Here is an 18,789-nt window from a genome sequence, read left to right on the forward strand (position 1 = left end):
TATCCCTGGGGACGGCAATCTCGGATTCACCAAAGGAAGTTTTTATTTTCTTCTTGGTGTGACCGTTGCGCACATTAGCGTCAGTAGACTTTTGGTACTTGTCGTAATCAAGGTGGCTATCGAGCTCACCTTCGAGCATCTTTTCGATACCACGTTTCTGGATCTGCTTCAAAAAGCCCGTGAGCTCTTCGTGAGTTTTGAACTGCTTCAGAAAATCATCTGAAATTAAATCATCTTTCTTCATAATGTGTAAAAATTTAAAATTAGTTAAAAAAATAGCGGGGGCCGGCCCCCGCTATTTTTTTAACTAACACACTTTATGAGATAGTCCCTTTTTAAATTTACAATATTTTCATTAACGGTTTCTATACTTTCATATCCTGTGCAGTGAATTACAGTATCTGCTTCAATGGTAAATCCGTTTTTTGTTTTCGCAATTATCTCGTTATCCGTCTCTTTAATAAGGTCAATTTCTGTTCGGTCGTATATTGTTGCTCCTTGGGAACAATTGAATTCTAAAAGATCGTTAGCGAATTTATATACGTCCATTCTTGCTCCCGAGGCAGATTCTATACCCGCGTAAGCTTTAAGTCCTAATTTCTCAAAATCGACTTTCGAAAGCCATTTAACCTTAAATCCGTATTTCTTTCTTGCTTCAAATTCTTTTTTAAGAAAAGAAATGTCTTTTTTAGTAGAAGTGAAGTAGATACTTTTTTGAAGTTTAAATCCGCAATCGCTTTTAATTTTATCGATGATAGATTTTAATTCCTTAATAGCTTCCTCACAGTTTTGATAACTCGAAACAGCTATAGTTAAGCCAACCTGTTCGATTAGTTGATGAAGCGGCACGTCAATTTCATATTGCAGCATGGAAGTACTAGCTGCGGTGCTACCGTTACACACGTCGCGTTTATCTACGATTACTACTTTTTTTCCTGCTTCCAAAAGTTTAAAAGCGATTAAGGCACCCGTAATTCATGCACCAACGACGAGAACCTCTGTTGAAATAGACTCTTTAAGTGAAGGATAGCTCTGAGGTAAAGCATTTTTAATAAGCGAATACGGCTCGTTTGATCGTATATCCATAGTTTTTTATTGAAAGTTACAAAAAAGGAAAGTGAAGTTGTTTTGCTGTTGTGATATATTTATGAATAACCCTGATAATAGCGTTAAACACATATTAATTAAGAAAACTATAAGAGCTTTTACGTATGCTGATAATTATATTTATTGAAACAAAAAAATAACAACTATGAAAACTACAAAAGAAATTGCAGATCAAAATATTCATGATGAAATTACTAGTAACCTACAGGATTTGTTGGTGAAAAATTATGATGCTGAAAAAGGTTTTGCCAAAGCTATGGGAAACGCCAAAAGTGAAAATTTAAAACAATTCCTTAAACGGCAAGCGGCTCAACGAAGTCGATTTGCAACTGAAATAACACAAGAACTTCGTAACTTAAATGAAGAACCAAAAGAAAGTGGAAGTGTAACAGGAGATTTACATAGAACTTGGATTGACTTAAAAACTGCCGTTGTTGGAAATGAAGATGAAGCAGTACTTGAAGAGTGTATTCGTGGTGAAAAAGCGAGCGCAGAAGAATATGATGAAAAACTTAAGAAGTACAATTTCCCACCTCAGGTGTCAAGCGTACTACAGAAGCAGTCGAGTGAAATTCACCAAACACTTTCGCAAGTTAAACGATTGGAAGATCTTGCAGATAATGATTAATTATAGGCACAGAAAAATAAAATTGATAATGAAAAGCCCGAGACATTTCACTGTTTCGGGCTTTTGTAATTTAGTTTAATGGGGTGTTATGCCTCTATTGGAATTCCAGCTTCTTTAATAGCAGCAAAACCTCCCGCAATATTTACGACATTATGTATGCCTCTACTTTTTAGAATTGATGCGGCAATTACCGAGCGATAACCTCCCGCACAATATAAATAACATTTGTTTCCACTTGGAAAACCACCAACGTAATCGTTTAAAGATCCGAGTGGAACGTGAGCTGCACACGACAAATTACCATTAACATATTCACCGTCATTTCGAACATCAAAAACGGGAAGATCGTCCTCTATAATTTCTTTTAGACCTTCAGCATCAACAGAATCTACAGTATCTATTTCTTTTCCAGCTGCTTTCCAACCTTCAATTCCGCCTTCTAAATAACCAATGGTGTTATCAAAGCCAACACGCGACAAACGTGAAACAGCCTCTTCTTCTCTTCCTGGAGGAACAACTAAAAGAATTTTTTGTTGCACATCGGCCAACAAGGCTCCTACCCAAGGAGCAAAACCACCATCCAAACCAATAAAAATAGAACGTGGAATATGTTCGTCGATAAAATCTATTTGGTTTCTAACATCTAGAACTATTGCATCAGTTTCATTCGCTAAACGTTCAAATGCCTCGGGACTTAATGGTTTTGTACCATCGGCAAGAACTTTATTAAAATCTGAATATCCTTCGCGATTCATTTTTACATTCATAGGGAAGTAGAGTGGTGGTGGAGCCAATCCATCAGTTACTTCCTGTATAAATTCCTCACGGGTCATATCGGCACGAAGCGCGTAATTCATCTTTCTTTGGTTGCCTAAGGTGTCTACGGTTTCTTTCATCATATTCTTTCCGCAGGCAGAACCAGCACCGTGTGCAGGATAAACAATCACATCGTCAGCTAAAGGCATAATCTTGTTTCTAAGACTATCAAAAAGAATCCCGGCCAAGTCTTCTTGCGTAACTTCATTTGCTTTTTGGGCAAGGTCAGGCCTACCAACATCACCAAGAAATAAGGTGTCTCCGCTAAAAATAGCATGGTCTTTTCCGTTTTCATCTTTCAATAGATAGGTTGTACTTTCCATTGTATGACCCGGAGTATGAATTGCAGTAATTGTAATGTTTCCCAACTTAAAGACTTCACCATCTGTGGCTATAACAGCTTTGAATGAAGGGTTTGCCAAAGGTCCATAAATTATATCGGCATCTGTTTGTTGAGCGAGTGTAAGATGTCCGCTAACAAAATCGGCATGGAAATGTGTTTCAAAAATATATTTAATTTTTGCATTGTCTTTTTCCGCTCGTTCCAAATATGGTTTGGTTTCTCGAAGTGGATCTATAATTGCGACTTCGCCATTGCTCTCAATATAATAAGCACCTTGCGATAGGCAACCCGTATAAATTTGTTCAATCTTCATTTTCTCTTGTTTTTTTAGCAAATATAAGGATTGTCGAAGTCATAAAATAAATGAAGCTTTTACAAAGATGCATTTTCACAAAACTTTTGCATTAGGGCTTCAAACTTCTTTTATCTTTACAGCTAATCTAAACTATAATTATCATGAAAAAGTTATTCTTTCTTATTTTGACAATTGCAATTGTTGCCTGTTCTTCAGATACCAAATCAGATCACGATACAGTTCGTGAATTAGCAAAAAAAGATATTATTGAAAAGTTAGACCTTCCTAAAGGTACCGAGTTTAGTGACGAATCTGTTGAATTAACAACGAATCCTGCAGATGGAGATGGCCCAAATGTAGAATATATAGTTAAAGTAACCGTAAAATCTCAAGACCAATCTGGAAGTGAGGTAGTGAAGGTTCACAAAATGCATTATAAAAAGAAAGCTGATGCTGAGGCTGCCAAAGACCAATTTGAACTTACCTTTTTTGAATAATTTGTACAATAATTTATCCTTAACCAATGAAATTATTTTTTTATTTAGCATCTGCAATGCTATTTCTTTCTTGCAACTCAACTAGTCAAACTACAAGCGAAAAAAGTTCTAATCTCGATTACGCCAATACTATTACATCACAAAGCCTCATGGAAAAGCTATATGTGTATGCTGGCGATGAAATGGAAGGTAGAATGACGGGAACAAGTGGACAAAAGAAGGCGGTTGAATATATCCGTGATTTTTACATGGCCAACGGCGTTGCTTCTGCTTTTGGCGGAGACAATTATTATCAAGAAATTCCGGCTAGTTATTTTAACGGACGCTCAAACAATAAGCCTTCTGAAAACGTATTAGCTTATATTAAAGGATCTGAAAAACCAGATGAATTGATTGTTATTTCGGCACATTTAGATCACGTAGGAACAGACAGTGACGGAAATGTATTTAACGGCGCCGATGATGATGGAAGTGGAACAGTGGCAATGATGGAAATGGCAGCGGCTTTTCAAAACGCAGTGAAAGATGGCAACGGCCCTAAACGTTCTATTTTATTTTTACACGTAACTGGTGAAGAAATCGGGCTATTTGGCTCAGCATATTATGTTGAAAACCCTGTTTTTCCATTAGGAAACACAGTAGCTAACCTTAATATCGATATGATTGGTAGAATAGATCCAGACAAAAAAGACAATCCAGATTATCTTTATTTAATAGGGAGTAATATGTTAAGTCAAGAATTGCAAGATGTTTCAACCGAAGTTAATAACAAATACATCAATTTGGAACTAGATTATAAATTTGATGATCCAAATGACCCCAATCGTTTTTACTATAGAAGTGACCATTATAATTTCGCCAAGAACAATATTCCAGTAATTTTCTATTTCAATGGAGTACATGAAGATTACCACAAAATGACCGACACGCCTGATAAAATTGAATATGACTTGCTGGCTAAGCGTTCAAAACTTATCTTTTTAACAGCTTGGGAATTGGCAAATCGCGATGAGCGGATTAAGTTAGATTAGATAAAAATGCTCTGGACATCTTGAATCAAGATTGTTAGCGTCTAGACGCATTAAATTAAAAATCCTCCTAATTTAGGGGGATTTTGTTTTTGCTGAAATTCTGTTTTTAATTTCATCTATTTATCCTAAATATCAGCGGAATTTTATTCAATTTTTTCTTGTTTTGCGACGCTATTAAAACTACTTCTTGACATTCAAATTGTTTTATCCTATTAAATAATCAAAACTAATAGGAAGTTTCATGAAATGTCTAGGGAGATATATAAAAAACATGTGCAACTTTTATTCAAAAGTTGCACATGTTTTTTTAAAAAGTTGCCTAGTTTTTTGGAAAAGTTGCCAATTTTTTCAAAACAGCTGTAACTGCCTTTAAAATAAGCTACTAGGTGAATTTACAAAATTTTATGTATAAACTCCAATTATTCTTGAAAATTTAGACATTTTAAAAAGAGATTGATTTCCGAGAAGAAAGGGTACTATAAGCACTTCTACTTTGATCAGTGGGAAAGTGAAAAGTTCATTTCATAGTATATTCTCAGAGTCATTTTTTCGGCCATGCTCAAGATAAATCGAGGTTGCTTATATAGTAATGTCGTTTTAGCTTTGGACTCAAAATGCACTTAGGATGTCGCTCAGGATAAACTTCTCAACCTATATTATTTTCATTAAATATGTTCTAAACAAAAAAATCCCCCTTTTTCAAGGAGGATTTGGTTTTTGGGTGGAAGACCGGTTTCGAACCGGCGACCTCTTGAACCACAATCAAGCGCTCTAACCAGCTGAGCTACAACCACCATTTTTGCAAAGAATGTTTTTGACTTTCTAAGCGGTTGCAAATATAAATCAATTATTGAGGATGCGCAATAGACTTCGATGTTTTTTAATCATTTCCGTTACCTATTTCAATTCTAAGCACTCATAATTAGGTGGTCTGACAAATTATAATTTTAAAAATTCGAAGATTCTGTAGTGTATTATTGCTATTTCCTTTAAATAATTTAGAAAAAATAAAAATAAATCTATTAAAAGCGAGAATTTGTATATTGCAAAAAATAATGAATACTATATGGCACCTATTGAATATCTTATTGAAAAATTAGAACTACAACCGCATCCTGAAGGCGGTTACTTTAAAGAAACGTACAGAAGTGTTGGAGAAATTAACAAAGATAGTCTTGGGAATGAATACAGTGGAAAGCGAAACTATTCTACTTGTATCTATTTTTTGATGACCTCCAATAATTTTTCATCTTTTCATAAGGTGAACCAAGATGAAATTTGGCATTTTTACGAAGGTGCACCAATTCAGCTTCACGTAATTTCTGAAAACGGAGAGTATTCAGCATATACTATTGGACGAAATTTTTCGAAAGGAGAAATGCCACAATTGGTCGTTGCAGGGGGATGTTGGTTTGCTGCTGAAGTTAGTGAAAAAGACAGCTATTCTCTTGTAGGTTGCACAGTGGCACCAGGATTTGACTTTGCCGACTTCACACTTCCCAGCAGGAAAGATTTAGTTTCTAAATATCCGAAACATGAAAAATTAATCACTCGATTAACACATCAATAATTTTAAAAACAAATTTTATGGATAATTTTTTTATAGAAGCCGTTAAAGAAGCGGAGCGTGGTTTGGCGGAAGGAGGAATCCCGATTGGCTCTGTTTTGGTACACAATGGTAAAATAATTGGTCGTGGCCACAATCGCAGAGTGCAAAACGGAAGTGTAATCCTCCACGGCGAAATGGATGCTTTGGAAAACGCAGGTAGGCAAGAAGCAAAGGTTTATCAAGAAAGTGTGCTATATACTACATTGTCGCCTTGCCCAATGTGCTCTGGTACCATCTTGCTTTATGGAATTCCGAAAGTTATTATTGGCGAAAATAAAACCTTTATGGGGGAAGAAAAGCTGCTCAAAGAAAGAGGCGTTGAGGTAATCGTTGTTGATGATGCCCGATGCAAAGAACTCATGGACACTTTTATAAAAGAGAAGCCAAGTCTGTGGAATGAGGATATCGGGGTTTAATCACGGCATAGCGTAAATTGACGCATGACATAGGATTAAAGAGTTTGTTTTCAATTTCTTTTAAAACAATAATTAAAACGAATAAAGCCAAATAGGAATGATTGGAATAATGGGTGCAATGCCGGAAGAAGTAAATAATCTTCTCGATCAACTTAAAGATGTAAAATCAACCACAATAGGTATGAGAACCTATTATGAAGGGGTGCTATTTGCAAAGCCAGCCGTCATTGTTTTTTCTCGTTGGGGGAAAGTGGCAGCGGCTACAACCGTCAGCACATTGTTATTGAAGTTTAAGGTGACTGAACTTATTTTTACAGGAGTGGCCGGGGCAATTAATCACACGCTTAAAGTTGGCGACGTCGTTATTTCAGACAAACTATTTCAGCACGATATGGACGCTCGACCGTTGATGGCGCAGTATGAAATACCATTATTAAATAAATTGTTTTTTGAAACAGAGCAGGAGAAACAAGAGGAAGCAAAAGCTGCTGCAGAAAGGTTTTTAAAGAATATAAAAAAAACAATTTCTTCAGAAGATTTAGAAGAATTCAGAATAAAATCTCCAAGAGTAATTATTGGAAATATAGCCAGTGGCGACAGGTTTATAGCTTCTAATACTGATAAAAACATTATCGAAGAAGGATTACCCAACATTGCCTGTGTTGAAATGGAGGGTGCTGCTGTAGCACAAGTTTGTTATGAATTTGGAATTCCTTTTACTATTATCCGAACTATATCCGACGCGGCAGATACACAATCAGATATGGACTTCACCAAATTTATAGCTTCCATAGCAAGTAACTATTCCGAAGGAATTATTCGGGAGCTTTTTGAACATGAAAATGCTTAAATTACTATGCTTAGTTATTTTTTAGACTATGCAATAAATCCCGTTTAACTAGTAAGCTATAGCGTTATATATGAAACACAAATCATCTAGATTTTATTCGAAATTATCTATCGGAATTTTCCTTGCACTTCTTTGTTTCTTCACGTTTGGTCAATCAAGCCTTGATATAAATTGGCGGGAGAATTCTTCAGAAATCACAAATAATTTAATTCACGAGGAAGAGGGAGAAAATAGGCTGCTTCAAAATAAATTAAATGGTTTTAATTCTGAAACTGTAAGTCTTGTATCGTGGAATATTCAAGATTTAGGTCGCTCCAAATCCTCTGAAAGCATTTATGAAATTGCAAACATTCTACGCGATTTTGATGTTGTTGCCATACAAGAAGTAGTTGCTAAGGATCCCGCTGGCGCACAGGCCATTGCAAAAATCGCTGATGAACTTAACAGAATGGGAGCTAAGTGGGACTATCAAATTAGTAATCCAACCAAAAGCCCATCGGTTTATATGAGTGAGCGGTATGCTTTTTTGTGGAAGACGTCAAAAGTAACTATTGTTCATAAAGCTTATTTGGATGACGATTTGAAAGATTTGTGTTATAGGGAGCCTTACATAGGTGCCTTTAGGGTGAAAGGAAAGAATGAGCAGTTTTACGTGGTGAATTATCATTCACGAAAGTACGATGATAAACCAGAAGAGGAAATTGTACATTTTATCAATTATCCCGAACGGTTTCTTTCAAATAAAATTCTAATTGCTGGCGATTTCAACCTTAATGAACGTAACAAGGTATGGAAACCGTTCTATAATATAGGATTTAAAAGTGCTTTAAATAACGAAGCAACTACTTTAAAGCGAACATGTTTAAACGGAAGCTATCGCAATCACGATATCGACAATATATATTTTGCAGCCGGAATTGAATTGATTACTTCAGGTATTGTTGACTTTGTAAAAACTTGTGTAGCGTTAAAAGGTGCTAGAAAAATTTCAGATCATCTACCAGTATATTTAGAATTTAAAGTAATGTGAGTTTGTTACTAATACTCGTTATTGTCTTTGCATTTTTTATCTACAAATTAAGTTTCTATTGCATTCTTTTTTAAAATTGTGCGTTTTTATTCTTTTATATTTATATTGCAAAAAAAATAATTACTTAATTTAAAATTATATGAAAGTTGTTTATCAAAATTTAGTAAAATTGGTTTTGGTCGGTTTAATCGTTGCTTTTTCTTCTTGCAGTAAAAGTGATGATAATAGCAATGACAATCAAGGAAACAAGCTTCATTCTTACGACATGGTATTTCAGAATGAAACAGGGTCAAACACATTTAGGTATGCCTATGCTGGATCTATAACTAGTGCTATACAAGTTGGAAATTTTGATGAAGGAATAGGAAATTACGGAGCCTTGACGCTAAACTTTAATCACGATTCCAACAGTATAAAAGGAGGTTTTATTCTTAAAGAAAATGGAAACCCCTTAAATTTGGATTACAACGCTTATCAAAGCCGAGAAGGGTCTTTGCTAGAACTTCACGATACAGCGACCAACCGGATTTTTAGAGCTGTTTCAGGAACAGTTACTATAACCGGTAAAAATATTGAACAGTCGTCAAGTGCAATTCGTGCTGCAAGTTATACATTACAATTTGATGGCGATTTCGATATTTTTACTAGCAATGGCGAAATTATTCGGTGTACAGGAACAGGGTCGATAGCAGTAGGCCAGCCAATTCAGTAAACGCGCTACTTTTTTTATATTACTAAAGAATTACAATAAAAAAATTCGTGAATTTGTGGTAAGCCTTTAACCACGAATTCACGAATTTTAATTTCATCTACCAGAGTCGGATTCATATCTTCGATTAGTTTGAAATTCACTTCACTTCACTTCATCTTCGACTTCATCTTCACAGTGTTATTCAAATTTATAACTAACCCCAAACAACACATTTCCTTTGGGCATTGGCACCAAGTTGGCTTCTGAATATTCCGTATTAAAAATGTTATTTCCCGTTACAGAAAATTCAAATTGCTGTTGTTGATAATTTAGGGAAACATCGACAATATTATAATCGTCACCTTCGGTACGAGCAGCATATTTAAAGAGAATTGTTTGAGAAAAGTTTTTAAAAAATCGCGATTTAAAGTTGGCAACAAACTGATGCTTTAGTGAATTTATCGAATAACGGGAAAAAGGTAATGCTAGCTCCTTCACCTCATCGTCAATATAAGTATAGCCTAGGTTTATGCTTTGTTTTTTATTAGCCAAATTAAAGCTATAATCGATGGAAGCTTCAAGTCCTTTTGTATTTAAACTTCTAATATTGGTAGCCTGATACGATTCTTCCTCGGTGTTTTTCACAAAGTCGATGAGGTTCTTAGAATCTCTGTTGAAAAATACCAACGTTGCCCGCACTTTAGTTGAATTAAACTTAAAACCAATTTCTTCTGCAATAGCTTCTTCGGGTTTTAATTGATCATTGCCTAAAGTATTCGGGTCACTATAGTATAAATCGGTGTATGTAGGGATTCTATAGGTATAACCTGCATTGGCATACATTCTGAAGTTATCGGTTATATCGATTCCCGCATCAATTCCTGGAAAAAAATGAAACTTAAAGTCGGAATAATAAGCCAATGCCACTCCTGGCGTGAAATCGATACGTTCATTTAAAAACTTAAAACGCTGTTCTAAAAACCAAGTAGTCATTACTCTGGAATGATTTCCTAAATTGTTGCTCGACATATAAACTTTATCAAAACTAGCTCCGAAGCCAGTAATTCCAAGGTTTGATGTGTATGAACCGTTTATTTGCGCTCCAATTTTGTTGGAAATATGAAGGTTGCGATAGCCTGTTGGGTTTTGCCGGTTGTATAAATAAAGATCCTGATTTCTTCTCCAATAGATTTGTGGCGAAAGGGTTAACTTGTTAATTTGATATTTTGTTGAAAGCCCTACAACACTGGTTTGCGTCTCTTCGTATTGTTCTGTAGCGGCAGGAGTGGCATAAAATCCATTGGCTCCAAACTTTCTTTCGGAGAACGAAGCTAAGAGTTCAATAGGTCTATTTTCAGTATTGAATACACTTTTCAGGAAATAGTTCTGGTTATCGTAATCTGTATTGTGGCGATATCCTTCCGATGCGTTTCGGGAATAATGAACCAAATGGTTCGAGTTTTTAAAATTACTATTAGCGGTAACAGAAGCCCCTAATTGTTCGTATGAACCACCTTGTAATCCTACAGAAAGGTGATTATTGCTTTTTTTCTTTGTGATAATATTGACAGCACCGGTAAATGCATTTTGCCCATAAACACGTGCTGCGGGACCTTTAATGATTTCTATTCGTTCAATGACTTCCAGCGGTAAAGCGGCGTTTAATGTATGATGTCCCGTTTGCGAATCGTCCATTTTTATTCCGTCGATAAGGAGTAGGGTTTGGTCAAAACCACCGCCACGAATGTAAAGATCTGCTTGCATGCCGTCGGTTCCACGTTGGCGGATATCCAGTCCTGTTGTTTCCTGTAATAATTTAACTAACGAAGAGGCGGGACTTGCTTTAATATCTTCGGCTGTAATAACCGTAATCGTTCGTGAATCTTCTGAAAAAGGAATATCGATTCTGTTGGCTGAAACCACGACTTCGTTAAGTTGTTCTTGGGTTTCTGGATTTTCTTGCGCGGTGAGGAAGACTGGGATTAGAAAAAGTAGAAGTAAAGGTTTGTTAATCATTTTTGGTTTTTTAAAGTGGGCGAAAATACAAAACCTTAATTCTAAATTGTTCAAGAAATATCAACATATTTTACTTGAAAAGCCCTTTGTTCATTGCTATTGCTGTTTTATTTTTTTTGTAATTTGCGATATGTTTTTTTGCGAATGTTTAACTTTATTAACTAATAGTGTTTATGTTTACTTCAGCACTAGTTATAAAAGTATCAAGAGTGGTAAGAATAATTAATTAATTTAAAACCATTTGTTTATTACAGTCAGTAAACCAACCATCTATGAATAGAGTGATTTTATTTTTAACAATTATGGGGCTCCTTGCTAGTTCTGTTGCTAATGCCCAAGATACTAAGAGTGAAAAACCAACTTTACCCCAAGGCAAAAAGCCAAAAGTAGCCTTGGTTCTTAGTGGAGGAGGAGCAAAAGGATTAGCACATATTCCAACTTTACAAGCGCTCGACTCGTTGGGGATTGTGCCAGATTTAGTTGTTGGTAATAGTATGGGGAGTATTGTTGGAGCACTTTACGCAATGGGTTACTCTGGAGATAGTATTCATGGAATTTTACAAAAAACAAACTGGGATGAATTGATGAGTGGTGGTATTTCATTACAAAACGTGAGTCCTGAAGAAAAGGCTGAATTTGGACGCTATGCCATTGAAATGGATTGGGTAGAGGGCAATCTACGACTTGGTAATTTTTTAGTAAATGATCAGAGTTTAAGAGAGTTTATCTCCATCCTTACCTTTCCCGTGTATGACGTAACCGATTTTGACGATTTGGAGATTCCTTTTAGGGCTTTAGCAACAGACATTGTAAACGGAAAGGAGGTAGTCTTAAATAAAGGTTCCTTAGCCCTAGCAATGCGAGCCAGTATGTCAATTCCAGGAGTGTTTCAAGCTGTTCCTTATGAAGAAACTCTGTTGATAGATGGCGGACTTTTAAATAATTTTCCGGTAGATGTAGCCAAAAATATGGGAGCGGATATTATTATTGGTAGTGATGTAGGAGATAAGCCATTTACGAAGGAAACTCTTAATAAAATTCCTAAATTAATGTCTCAAGCAACCATGTTGAATAGTAATATAAAAAGACCTGAGAACAGAGCCCTTTGTGATATTTTGATCGATCATAGCGGTAAGTTATCTTATTCAACCGCAGATTTTAATAAAGCGAATATTTTATACGAAGATGGAAAAAAAGCTTTAAGTGAAAAGATTGATACGCTTACGGCATTGTCCACAATGTTAAAGCAGTATGAGCAACGTACGGTTAGCGCACCAAAAAAGCGAGGTAAGTTTAGTTTAGATACGATTACTTATAATGGTATAAGTAAAGAAAATTTTGCACTGGTGAAAGCACATGCAAATATAGAAGTAGATACACTTTATTATATTGAAGACGTGATAGCTGGAGTTAATAGAGCTATGGGAACAACTCTTTTTACGCAAATAGCGTATGATTTAGATATTGATGAGAATGAAGTAGCCTTGCACTTAAACGGTGTTGAGCGTTCGCCTCATCAATTAAAAGGCGGTCTTCATTATGATGGATACCACGGCATTGGAGTTGTTTTTAATTACACAGGAAGGAATATTATAGGCAATGCATCGAGAACTTTGATAACTGCAGACATTGCCGAACAACCTAAATTAAGACTACAGTATCAAAAGAATTTTGGGCACGATAGAAACTGGTGGTGGCGTGCTGAATTGTATGGACAACAGCTAAAACAAAAGGTATTTCTAAAAGGGGAATACGTTGAAAATGTTAGAAATAGATATCATCTTTTCGACAACCAAGCCAATTGGAATATAAGTCCACTTCGAAGTTATATTGGGATTGGGTTAAAATATGACAACACCAATATTAAACCGACTGTTAATCCTGAATTTAACGAGAACTTATTCAAGTTTAGTTATTACAACAATTACGATATTGAGTTGTATGCACATTATGACTATAATAGCATGAATCAAGTTCATTTTGCAACTAAGGGAACACACCTGAAAAGTTACCTAGGAAGATCTTTATATGGCAATTTAAATGTAGTTTTTACAGATAATACGATTCCAGATTATGACGGAGCTACAAATGGCTTTACACGTCTGGGAATTGATGCAGATAAACGATTTGGCTTGTCAGATAAAGTTGTAACCGTTCTCGGATTGTCTGGACATTTTATTTTTGAAGATACTAAAACAGGTGATGAGATTCTATTTTCTGATGCAACTTTGAATTCTAAGTATTTTCTTGGCGGAAATGTAAACGCAGCGAGAAGTGCTTATCACGTTTTTCCTGGGTTGCAAGAGGAGGAGTTGGTTGTAAGTCAGTTTATAAAGTTAACTATAGCAATGCAAATTAATGCGATGAATAATATTTACATTACACCCCATATAAACGCCGCTTCAATCGGGTTTGGAGATTTTGGAGATTACATTAATAACGCTATAAATTCTGATGCAAAATGGTCTGAAGCCGCTGAATCCAGCTATTTAATTTCAACAGGAACTACATTTTCATATAATTCGCTGCTCGGACCTATAAATTTTGATGTTTCTTGGGTCAATAATATAGATAAACTTCGATTTTTTATCGGCATTGGATTTCATTTAAATGCTTCAAATTAAATGATTAACTGAACACAGATTTACGATAAACTCAATAAAATGTAAATATCTGGTCTGTACCTTAATCTAAATATTGAAGGTCTGTTTTCATTTTGTCTTCTGTAGGCCTTAAAAATATCACATAGATAATTATAAATAGTCCGAAGAGTGTGAATTGAGGAGCTAGAAATAATATTAAGAAGGCAGCCCCTTCCAAAATAGCCCATCGAATAATTGATGCAGTTTGATAAGTTCCAAAATTATCTTCTAAGGGTAGGGTTCTATCTACTTGCTTTAATTGCTGGTTGAATAATATATTTCCAAGGGCAAAAGCTGCTACGGGAATAAATAAATAGACACTTGACGACGACCCTATAGATGGAAAATCAAGGATTTCTAAGGAGATGTTGCCTATAAATAAATAGACCAAAAGTATACCAGCACAAATTGCTATATGAATAATCTTTAGTGTTCTGATTTTAGCTGACATAGGGGACTGGGGTTAACGTTTGGTAATTTATTTTATAACCTATTTTATTAATGTTTGAAATTTTGACTCACTAAATCAATCATTCATTCAGAATTGAATTGGCTGAATGATTTGCATCATTTTAACTTGTGTTTTTTATGAATCTTGGCTGATGAAACAATCCTGTCCTAAATAAATTTTGTTGTCCATTTGAAAAGTTTTTTAATTTTTTTCGACCTCTTTTCTTTTTTGCATCGCCCAAAAAAGAAACAAAAAAGTCTAGGCTGACGAAACTTTATCTAAATTTATCATTCGGCAGCTAAATTTTAGGAACTCGCTTTGATATTTCTTGCTAAATATAAAAATTTATAATGCTCAAACAGCCTAAAATTTTTAACGCTGCTCTCATTTCAAATTTTACGATAAATTTCCGATAGGCCGATTTGACATTTAATTTTCAACCCCTTAAAACATTAAACCTCCAAAAATATTAATAAAATAAGGTGTTTTGCAGAGATTAGTAAAAACGTTTAGGACGCTATTGCTGATGAAACATTTTTTCAAATATAGAAAAGTTACAACACCTAGTAACGAAAAAAAGAGAGAAGCCAGTGGTGGGCTTCTCTCTTCAGTTAAAATAGTGAACATTTGAAGTGTTAATTCTTTAGTCCTTTTATTTTTTTGCGCAGGCCAATGCAAGCTCCAGCAATCAATCCAATACTTAGGAAACCATCGATTGGGGCATCTGGAATATTAGGATCTCCCCCAGGCAACCCTATTTGTGCATTTGCAGTTAAACTACCAACAATCAGTAAACCAGTAAATAGGAGTACTGCTTTTCTGTTAATAAATCTCTTTTCTGTTCTCATAACTTGATTTTTATTTTAAATATAACAATTATTTTTTAAATTGTTATGTTTTAATCAATTTATATGTAATAATTTCTCCACCGTGTTTCAGTGTAACCATATAAACACCTGAAGCTATAGTATCGCCCATTGGTACAATTATCGTATTATCACGACACTCCAAAGTCTTTTCAGAGATACTTCTTCCAGTCAAGTCGCTGATGCTAACTGTTAGCTCTTCTCCGTTTAAATTTGGCGCATTAATATAGAATAGGTTTCCATTTAATGGGTTAGGGAAGAGGCTGATTCCTGAAAGCAGACTATTGTCGTCTATAGCTAAACGTTGTTCTGCTCCTATAATGAATCGATCGGTTGCAGCACTTAATGGTTCGTCGCCATCAACTTTAAAAAGGTGAATGGCAAAATACTTTGGGTAAACCTGCATTTACTTTTTTGGTTATCTTTAATTCCATTTACTACAGCTTGGATAGGCGAAAGTTATACAGACGTGCTACCGGTATTATCCTATGGCGTAGTATTGTTGTTTTGTGCAATTGCTTATTTTATCTTGCAAGCACAAATCATAAAATCACACGGCGAGGAGTTTCCATTAAGAAAAGTTGTTGGCTCAGATAGAAAAGGAAAAATTTCAATAGTTTTTTATTTACTAGGAATTGTAACTGCTTTATTGCATCCTTTGGTATCAATAGCTTTTTACGCTATTGTTGCAATTATGTGGCTTATACCCGATAGACGGATTGAGCAAAGTTTATGATGTAGTTTTTTAAGCTAAAAAATAATTAAATATGAGTGCCGTCAAAACCTATCAAAAAGTAAATGCTGATCACAGGAATGTGAGTTTTGGGATATCTAAAATGGAGGATATTTACACAAAACGAAACGGAGAAGTTGACGAGCCTCATAGACACAATTACTACACGGTTTTAATTATCAACAAGGCAAAAGGAGAGCATAAAATTGACTTCAACACCTACGACTTGTCCAACAAACAGATTTACTTTGTAGCTCCAGGGCAAGTACACCAAGTTATTGAAACGGAAAAGTCTATTGGTTATGCAATGACATTTTCGAATCAGTTCTTAGTAGAAAATTCTATTCCCTTATCGTTTATAGACAGTTTGAATCTTTTTCAAAACTACGGTCAAAGTCCGCCGTTAATGCCAAATGAAACTCAATTTAGGGCGATAGAAGGTTTTGCTCAAAACATTTTTAATTTATTCAATAGCGATTCAGCAATGAAGAATTTGTCTATTGGTGCATTTTTAAAGCTTCTTTTAATAGAATGTAATAATATTTGTTCTATTAACCCAATCGAATCTGATGTTGATTCTTCTGGAGATAATTTAATTAGGGCGTTTAAAAAAGTGGTAGATGCTAACTATAAAAAGGAACATGCTACAACATTTTACGCTAATGAACTTCATATTTCACCAGATCATTTAAACCGCACAGTAAAAGCGAGAATAGGTAAAACGGCAAAAGATTATATTCAAGCAAGAATTATTACCGAAGCAAAAAGACTACTCTATTTTACAGACTTGGCGAATAAAGAAATTGCATACGAATTGGGTTTTAGTGAGCCAGCAAACTTCAGTGCGTTCTTCAAAAAAAAACACGCAGGTTTCTCCTTCAAATTTTAAGAAAGTAGCGGTTTAGTCTTAAAACATCGGATTTTCATAAGTCTATCCCTGTTTTTCATATTCCACAGACTACTAGCAGGTTATATATTTGTACTACACTTTTAAAGCAAAGAATATGGACCGTAAGAAGTTTATAAAAAAAGCCCTTTTAACAGGGATAGTTGGGACTGTTGCACCGCAATTACTTAAAGCAACGGATAGCCAATACACAAAATCTACTCACGATACATTGATGCAAAAAGTAGGATTTAATCATTTACCCAATATAAATATACTTACTATGAATACAATAATTCACAAAGCAGAAACAAGAGGAAGCGCAAACCACGGTTGGTTAAACTCACACCATACTTTTAGCTTCGCAAATTATCACAATCCGGAGCGCATGAATTTTGGCGTACTGCGTGTTTTAAATGACGATACGGTAGCCGCAGGAATGGGGTTTGGAACACACCCACACGACAATATGGAAATTATTTCAATTCCATTAGAAGGCGATTTGGAGCATAAAGACAGTATGGGAAATGTTGCTGTAATTAAAGAAGGTGACGTTCAAGTGTTGAGTGCAGGAACTGGAATCACGCATTCAGAATACAACAAAAATAAAGACAAGGAAGTGAAGTTTCTTCAAATATGGATTTTCCCTAAAAAGAAGAATTTAGCACCTCGTTATGACCAAATTTCAATTAGGGATATCGCAAAAAATAATGAGTTTTACCAAGTACTTTCTCCAAACAAAAATGACCAAGGCGTTTGGATTAATCAAGACGCGTGGTTTCATATTGGGAAATTCACCAAGGGCAATTCGGATGAATACAAAATCAAAAAAGAAGGAAATGGTGTTTACGCTTTCATCCTTGAAGGAGATGTGGAAATTAATAATCAAAAACTTTCCAAAAGAGATGGAATGGGCATTTGGGATACAGATTCTATTAATGTAAAAGCAACTGAAAACGCGCGCGTACTGTTAATGGAAGTGCCAATGTCTTTATAACGAACAAATTCATTCATACATTAACTTCAGAAAAACATAAAATGGAAATAATCATAAAAGAACAAGAAAGTAAAGGTTTTGCAATGGCTCGTGAGGACGGAAAAAGAGCTGGAGAAATGACTTATTCCATACCTGCTTCAGATTTTATTATCGTAGACCATACAGAAGTAGCCCCAGGTTTTGAAGGCAAAGGAGTGGGCAAGCAATTGTTGTATAAAATTGTTGAAATGGCACGAGAAAAAAACCTTAAAATCTTACCATTATGCCCTTTCGCTAATGCTATGTTTAAGAAGTTACCAGACATACAAGACGTATTAAAAAAATATTAAATCAGATTAATTAATAACAATTAAAAATAAATAAAATGAAAAACACAAATTGGACATTAGACAACACACATTCAGAAATCGCTTTTAAAGTAAAGCATATGATGATTTCAACCGTAACAGGTCATTTTGAAGATTTTCAGGCAACTGCAAAAACAGATGGTGACGATTTTAACGGTGCAGTTTTAGAGTTTAGCGCAAAAACAGCATCCATAAACACCAAAAACAAAGATAGGGACGCGCATTTGCAATCGGACGATTTCTTCAACTCTGAGAAGTTTCCTGAAATGAAATTTGTTTCAAAATCATTTAATGGGGATAAATTGGTAGGAGACTTAACAATTAGGGACATAACCAAAGAAGTTACATTAGATGCTGAGCTTAATGGTGTTGCAGTAGACCCTTATGGCCAAACAAAAGCTGGGTTGGAAATTAGAGGAGAAGTTAGTAGAAAAGATTTCGGCCTAACTTGGAACGCTGTTACAGAAGCTGGAAGCATTGTAGTTTCTGACAAGGTGAAATTGGTGGTTGACGTACAATTCACTAAGCAAGCATAAGA

The 18,789-nt window shown here is 35.2% G+C and carries 20 protein-coding genes and 1 tRNA gene; 13 read left to right on the forward strand and 8 right to left on the reverse strand.

Going from position 1 to position 18,789, the window contains the following annotated elements; all coding sequences use genetic code 11:
• The coding region (locus tag BLW28_RS07260; RefSeq protein ID WP_177165881.1) for a transposase at positions 1–244 on the reverse strand (244 nt) is incomplete at its 3' end.
• 59 nt (positions 245–303) lie between these two features.
• Positions 304–975, reverse strand: coding sequence for an NAD(P)/FAD-dependent oxidoreductase (locus BLW28_RS07265; protein ID WP_317042272.1), 672 nt, complete (start codon positions 973–975; stop codon positions 304–306).
• A 277-nt stretch (positions 976–1,252) separates the two neighbouring features.
• Between BLW28_RS07265 and BLW28_RS07270 the strand changes: the two genes are divergently transcribed.
• On the forward strand, positions 1,253–1,735 hold the full coding sequence (locus BLW28_RS07270) for a ferritin-like domain-containing protein (RefSeq protein ID WP_073222093.1): 483 nt from the start codon (positions 1,253–1,255) through the stop codon (positions 1,733–1,735).
• An 86-nt stretch (positions 1,736–1,821) separates the two neighbouring features.
• Here the strand turns inward: BLW28_RS07270 and BLW28_RS07275 are convergent, their stop codons facing one another.
• Positions 1,822–3,207, reverse strand: coding sequence for an MBL fold metallo-hydrolase (locus tag BLW28_RS07275; RefSeq protein ID WP_073222106.1), 1,386 nt, complete (start codon positions 3,205–3,207; stop codon positions 1,822–1,824).
• 143 nt (positions 3,208–3,350) lie between these two features.
• On the opposite strand from BLW28_RS07275, the gene BLW28_RS07280 reads away from it, so the two are divergent.
• Together BLW28_RS07280 and BLW28_RS07285 are read left to right on the forward strand one after the other, a co-directional pair.
• Entirely contained in the window at positions 3,351–3,686 is a 336-nt protein-coding gene (locus tag BLW28_RS07280; RefSeq protein ID WP_073222089.1) for a hypothetical protein, read from the forward strand.
• Between the two features lie 26 nt (positions 3,687–3,712).
• Positions 3,713–4,717, forward strand: a complete 1,005-nt coding sequence (locus BLW28_RS07285; protein WP_073222085.1) for a M28 family metallopeptidase — start codon at positions 3,713–3,715, stop codon at positions 4,715–4,717.
• Between the two features lie 719 nt (positions 4,718–5,436).
• On the opposite strand, the gene BLW28_RS07290 is transcribed toward BLW28_RS07285, so the two are convergent.
• Positions 5,437–5,512: transfer RNA gene (locus BLW28_RS07290), tRNA-His, on the reverse strand.
• 271 nt (positions 5,513–5,783) lie between these two features.
• On the opposite strand from BLW28_RS07290, the gene BLW28_RS07295 reads away from it, so the two are divergent.
• From BLW28_RS07295 to BLW28_RS07315, 5 genes are all read left to right on the forward strand, one after another.
• Positions 5,784–6,287 carry a cupin domain-containing protein gene (locus BLW28_RS07295; RefSeq protein WP_073222082.1) on the forward strand — a complete coding sequence of 168 codons (504 nt, stop codon included), beginning with the start codon at positions 5,784–5,786 and terminating at the stop codon, positions 6,285–6,287.
• Between the two features lie 17 nt (positions 6,288–6,304).
• Positions 6,305–6,742: a nucleoside deaminase gene (locus tag BLW28_RS07300; protein ID WP_073222079.1), complete on the forward strand. Its 438-nt coding sequence runs from the start codon at positions 6,305–6,307 to the stop codon at positions 6,740–6,742.
• Between the two features lie 97 nt (positions 6,743–6,839).
• Complete coding sequence (locus BLW28_RS07305) at positions 6,840–7,592, forward strand: 5'-methylthioadenosine/adenosylhomocysteine nucleosidase (RefSeq protein WP_073222076.1); 753 nt, start codon at positions 6,840–6,842, stop codon at positions 7,590–7,592.
• A gap of 70 nt (positions 7,593–7,662) precedes the next feature.
• A complete protein-coding gene (locus tag BLW28_RS07310) occupies positions 7,663–8,622 on the forward strand; it encodes an endonuclease/exonuclease/phosphatase family protein (RefSeq protein WP_083540872.1) in 960 nt (319 codons plus the stop codon).
• A 139-nt stretch (positions 8,623–8,761) separates the two neighbouring features.
• Entirely contained in the window at positions 8,762–9,334 is a 573-nt protein-coding gene (locus tag BLW28_RS07315) for a hypothetical protein (protein WP_073222073.1), read from the forward strand.
• A gap of 177 nt (positions 9,335–9,511) precedes the next feature.
• Here the strand turns inward: BLW28_RS07315 and BLW28_RS07320 are convergent, their stop codons facing one another.
• The gene (locus tag BLW28_RS07320; RefSeq protein WP_073222071.1) at positions 9,512–11,329 is read right to left on the reverse strand and encodes a TonB-dependent receptor plug domain-containing protein; all 1,818 of its coding nucleotides are present in this window, start codon (positions 11,327–11,329) and stop codon (positions 9,512–9,514) included.
• A gap of 272 nt (positions 11,330–11,601) precedes the next feature.
• Here BLW28_RS07320 and BLW28_RS07325 point away from each other — a divergent pair, with 272 nt between their 5' ends.
• Positions 11,602–13,953, forward strand: a complete 2,352-nt coding sequence (locus BLW28_RS07325; RefSeq protein WP_234946506.1) for a patatin-like phospholipase family protein — start codon at positions 11,602–11,604, stop codon at positions 13,951–13,953.
• A 61-nt stretch (positions 13,954–14,014) separates the two neighbouring features.
• On the opposite strand, the gene BLW28_RS07330 is transcribed toward BLW28_RS07325, so the two are convergent.
• From BLW28_RS07330 to BLW28_RS07340, 3 genes are all read right to left on the reverse strand, one after another.
• The gene (locus BLW28_RS07330; RefSeq protein WP_073222068.1) at positions 14,015–14,422 is read right to left on the reverse strand and encodes an MFS transporter; all 408 of its coding nucleotides are present in this window, start codon (positions 14,420–14,422) and stop codon (positions 14,015–14,017) included.
• A gap of 635 nt (positions 14,423–15,057) precedes the next feature.
• Complete coding sequence (locus tag BLW28_RS07335) at positions 15,058–15,270, reverse strand: hypothetical protein (RefSeq protein ID WP_073217468.1); 213 nt, start codon at positions 15,268–15,270, stop codon at positions 15,058–15,060.
• A gap of 43 nt (positions 15,271–15,313) precedes the next feature.
• On the reverse strand, positions 15,314–15,694 hold the full coding sequence (locus tag BLW28_RS07340) for a T9SS type A sorting domain-containing protein (RefSeq protein WP_073217470.1): 381 nt from the start codon (positions 15,692–15,694) through the stop codon (positions 15,314–15,316).
• A 361-nt stretch (positions 15,695–16,055) separates the two neighbouring features.
• On the opposite strand from BLW28_RS07340, the gene BLW28_RS07350 reads away from it, so the two are divergent.
• From BLW28_RS07350 to BLW28_RS07365, 4 genes are all read left to right on the forward strand, one after another.
• The gene (locus tag BLW28_RS07350) at positions 16,056–16,910 is read left to right on the forward strand and encodes an AraC family transcriptional regulator (RefSeq protein WP_234946462.1); all 855 of its coding nucleotides are present in this window, start codon (positions 16,056–16,058) and stop codon (positions 16,908–16,910) included.
• A 280-nt stretch (positions 16,911–17,190) separates the two neighbouring features.
• A complete protein-coding gene (locus tag BLW28_RS07355) occupies positions 17,191–17,904 on the forward strand; it encodes a pirin family protein (protein ID WP_073217696.1) in 714 nt (237 codons plus the stop codon).
• 41 nt (positions 17,905–17,945) lie between these two features.
• Positions 17,946–18,233 carry a GNAT family N-acetyltransferase gene (locus tag BLW28_RS07360; RefSeq protein WP_073217475.1) on the forward strand — a complete coding sequence of 96 codons (288 nt, stop codon included), beginning with the start codon at positions 17,946–17,948 and terminating at the stop codon, positions 18,231–18,233.
• 35 nt (positions 18,234–18,268) lie between these two features.
• The gene (locus BLW28_RS07365) at positions 18,269–18,787 is read left to right on the forward strand and encodes a YceI family protein (protein ID WP_073217481.1); all 519 of its coding nucleotides are present in this window, start codon (positions 18,269–18,271) and stop codon (positions 18,785–18,787) included.
• Positions 18,788–18,789: the final 2 nt, after the last annotated feature.

This window comes from Aequorivita viscosa (assembly GCF_900106795.1).
GTDB lineage: Bacteria > Bacteroidota > Bacteroidia > Flavobacteriales > Flavobacteriaceae > Aequorivita > Aequorivita viscosa.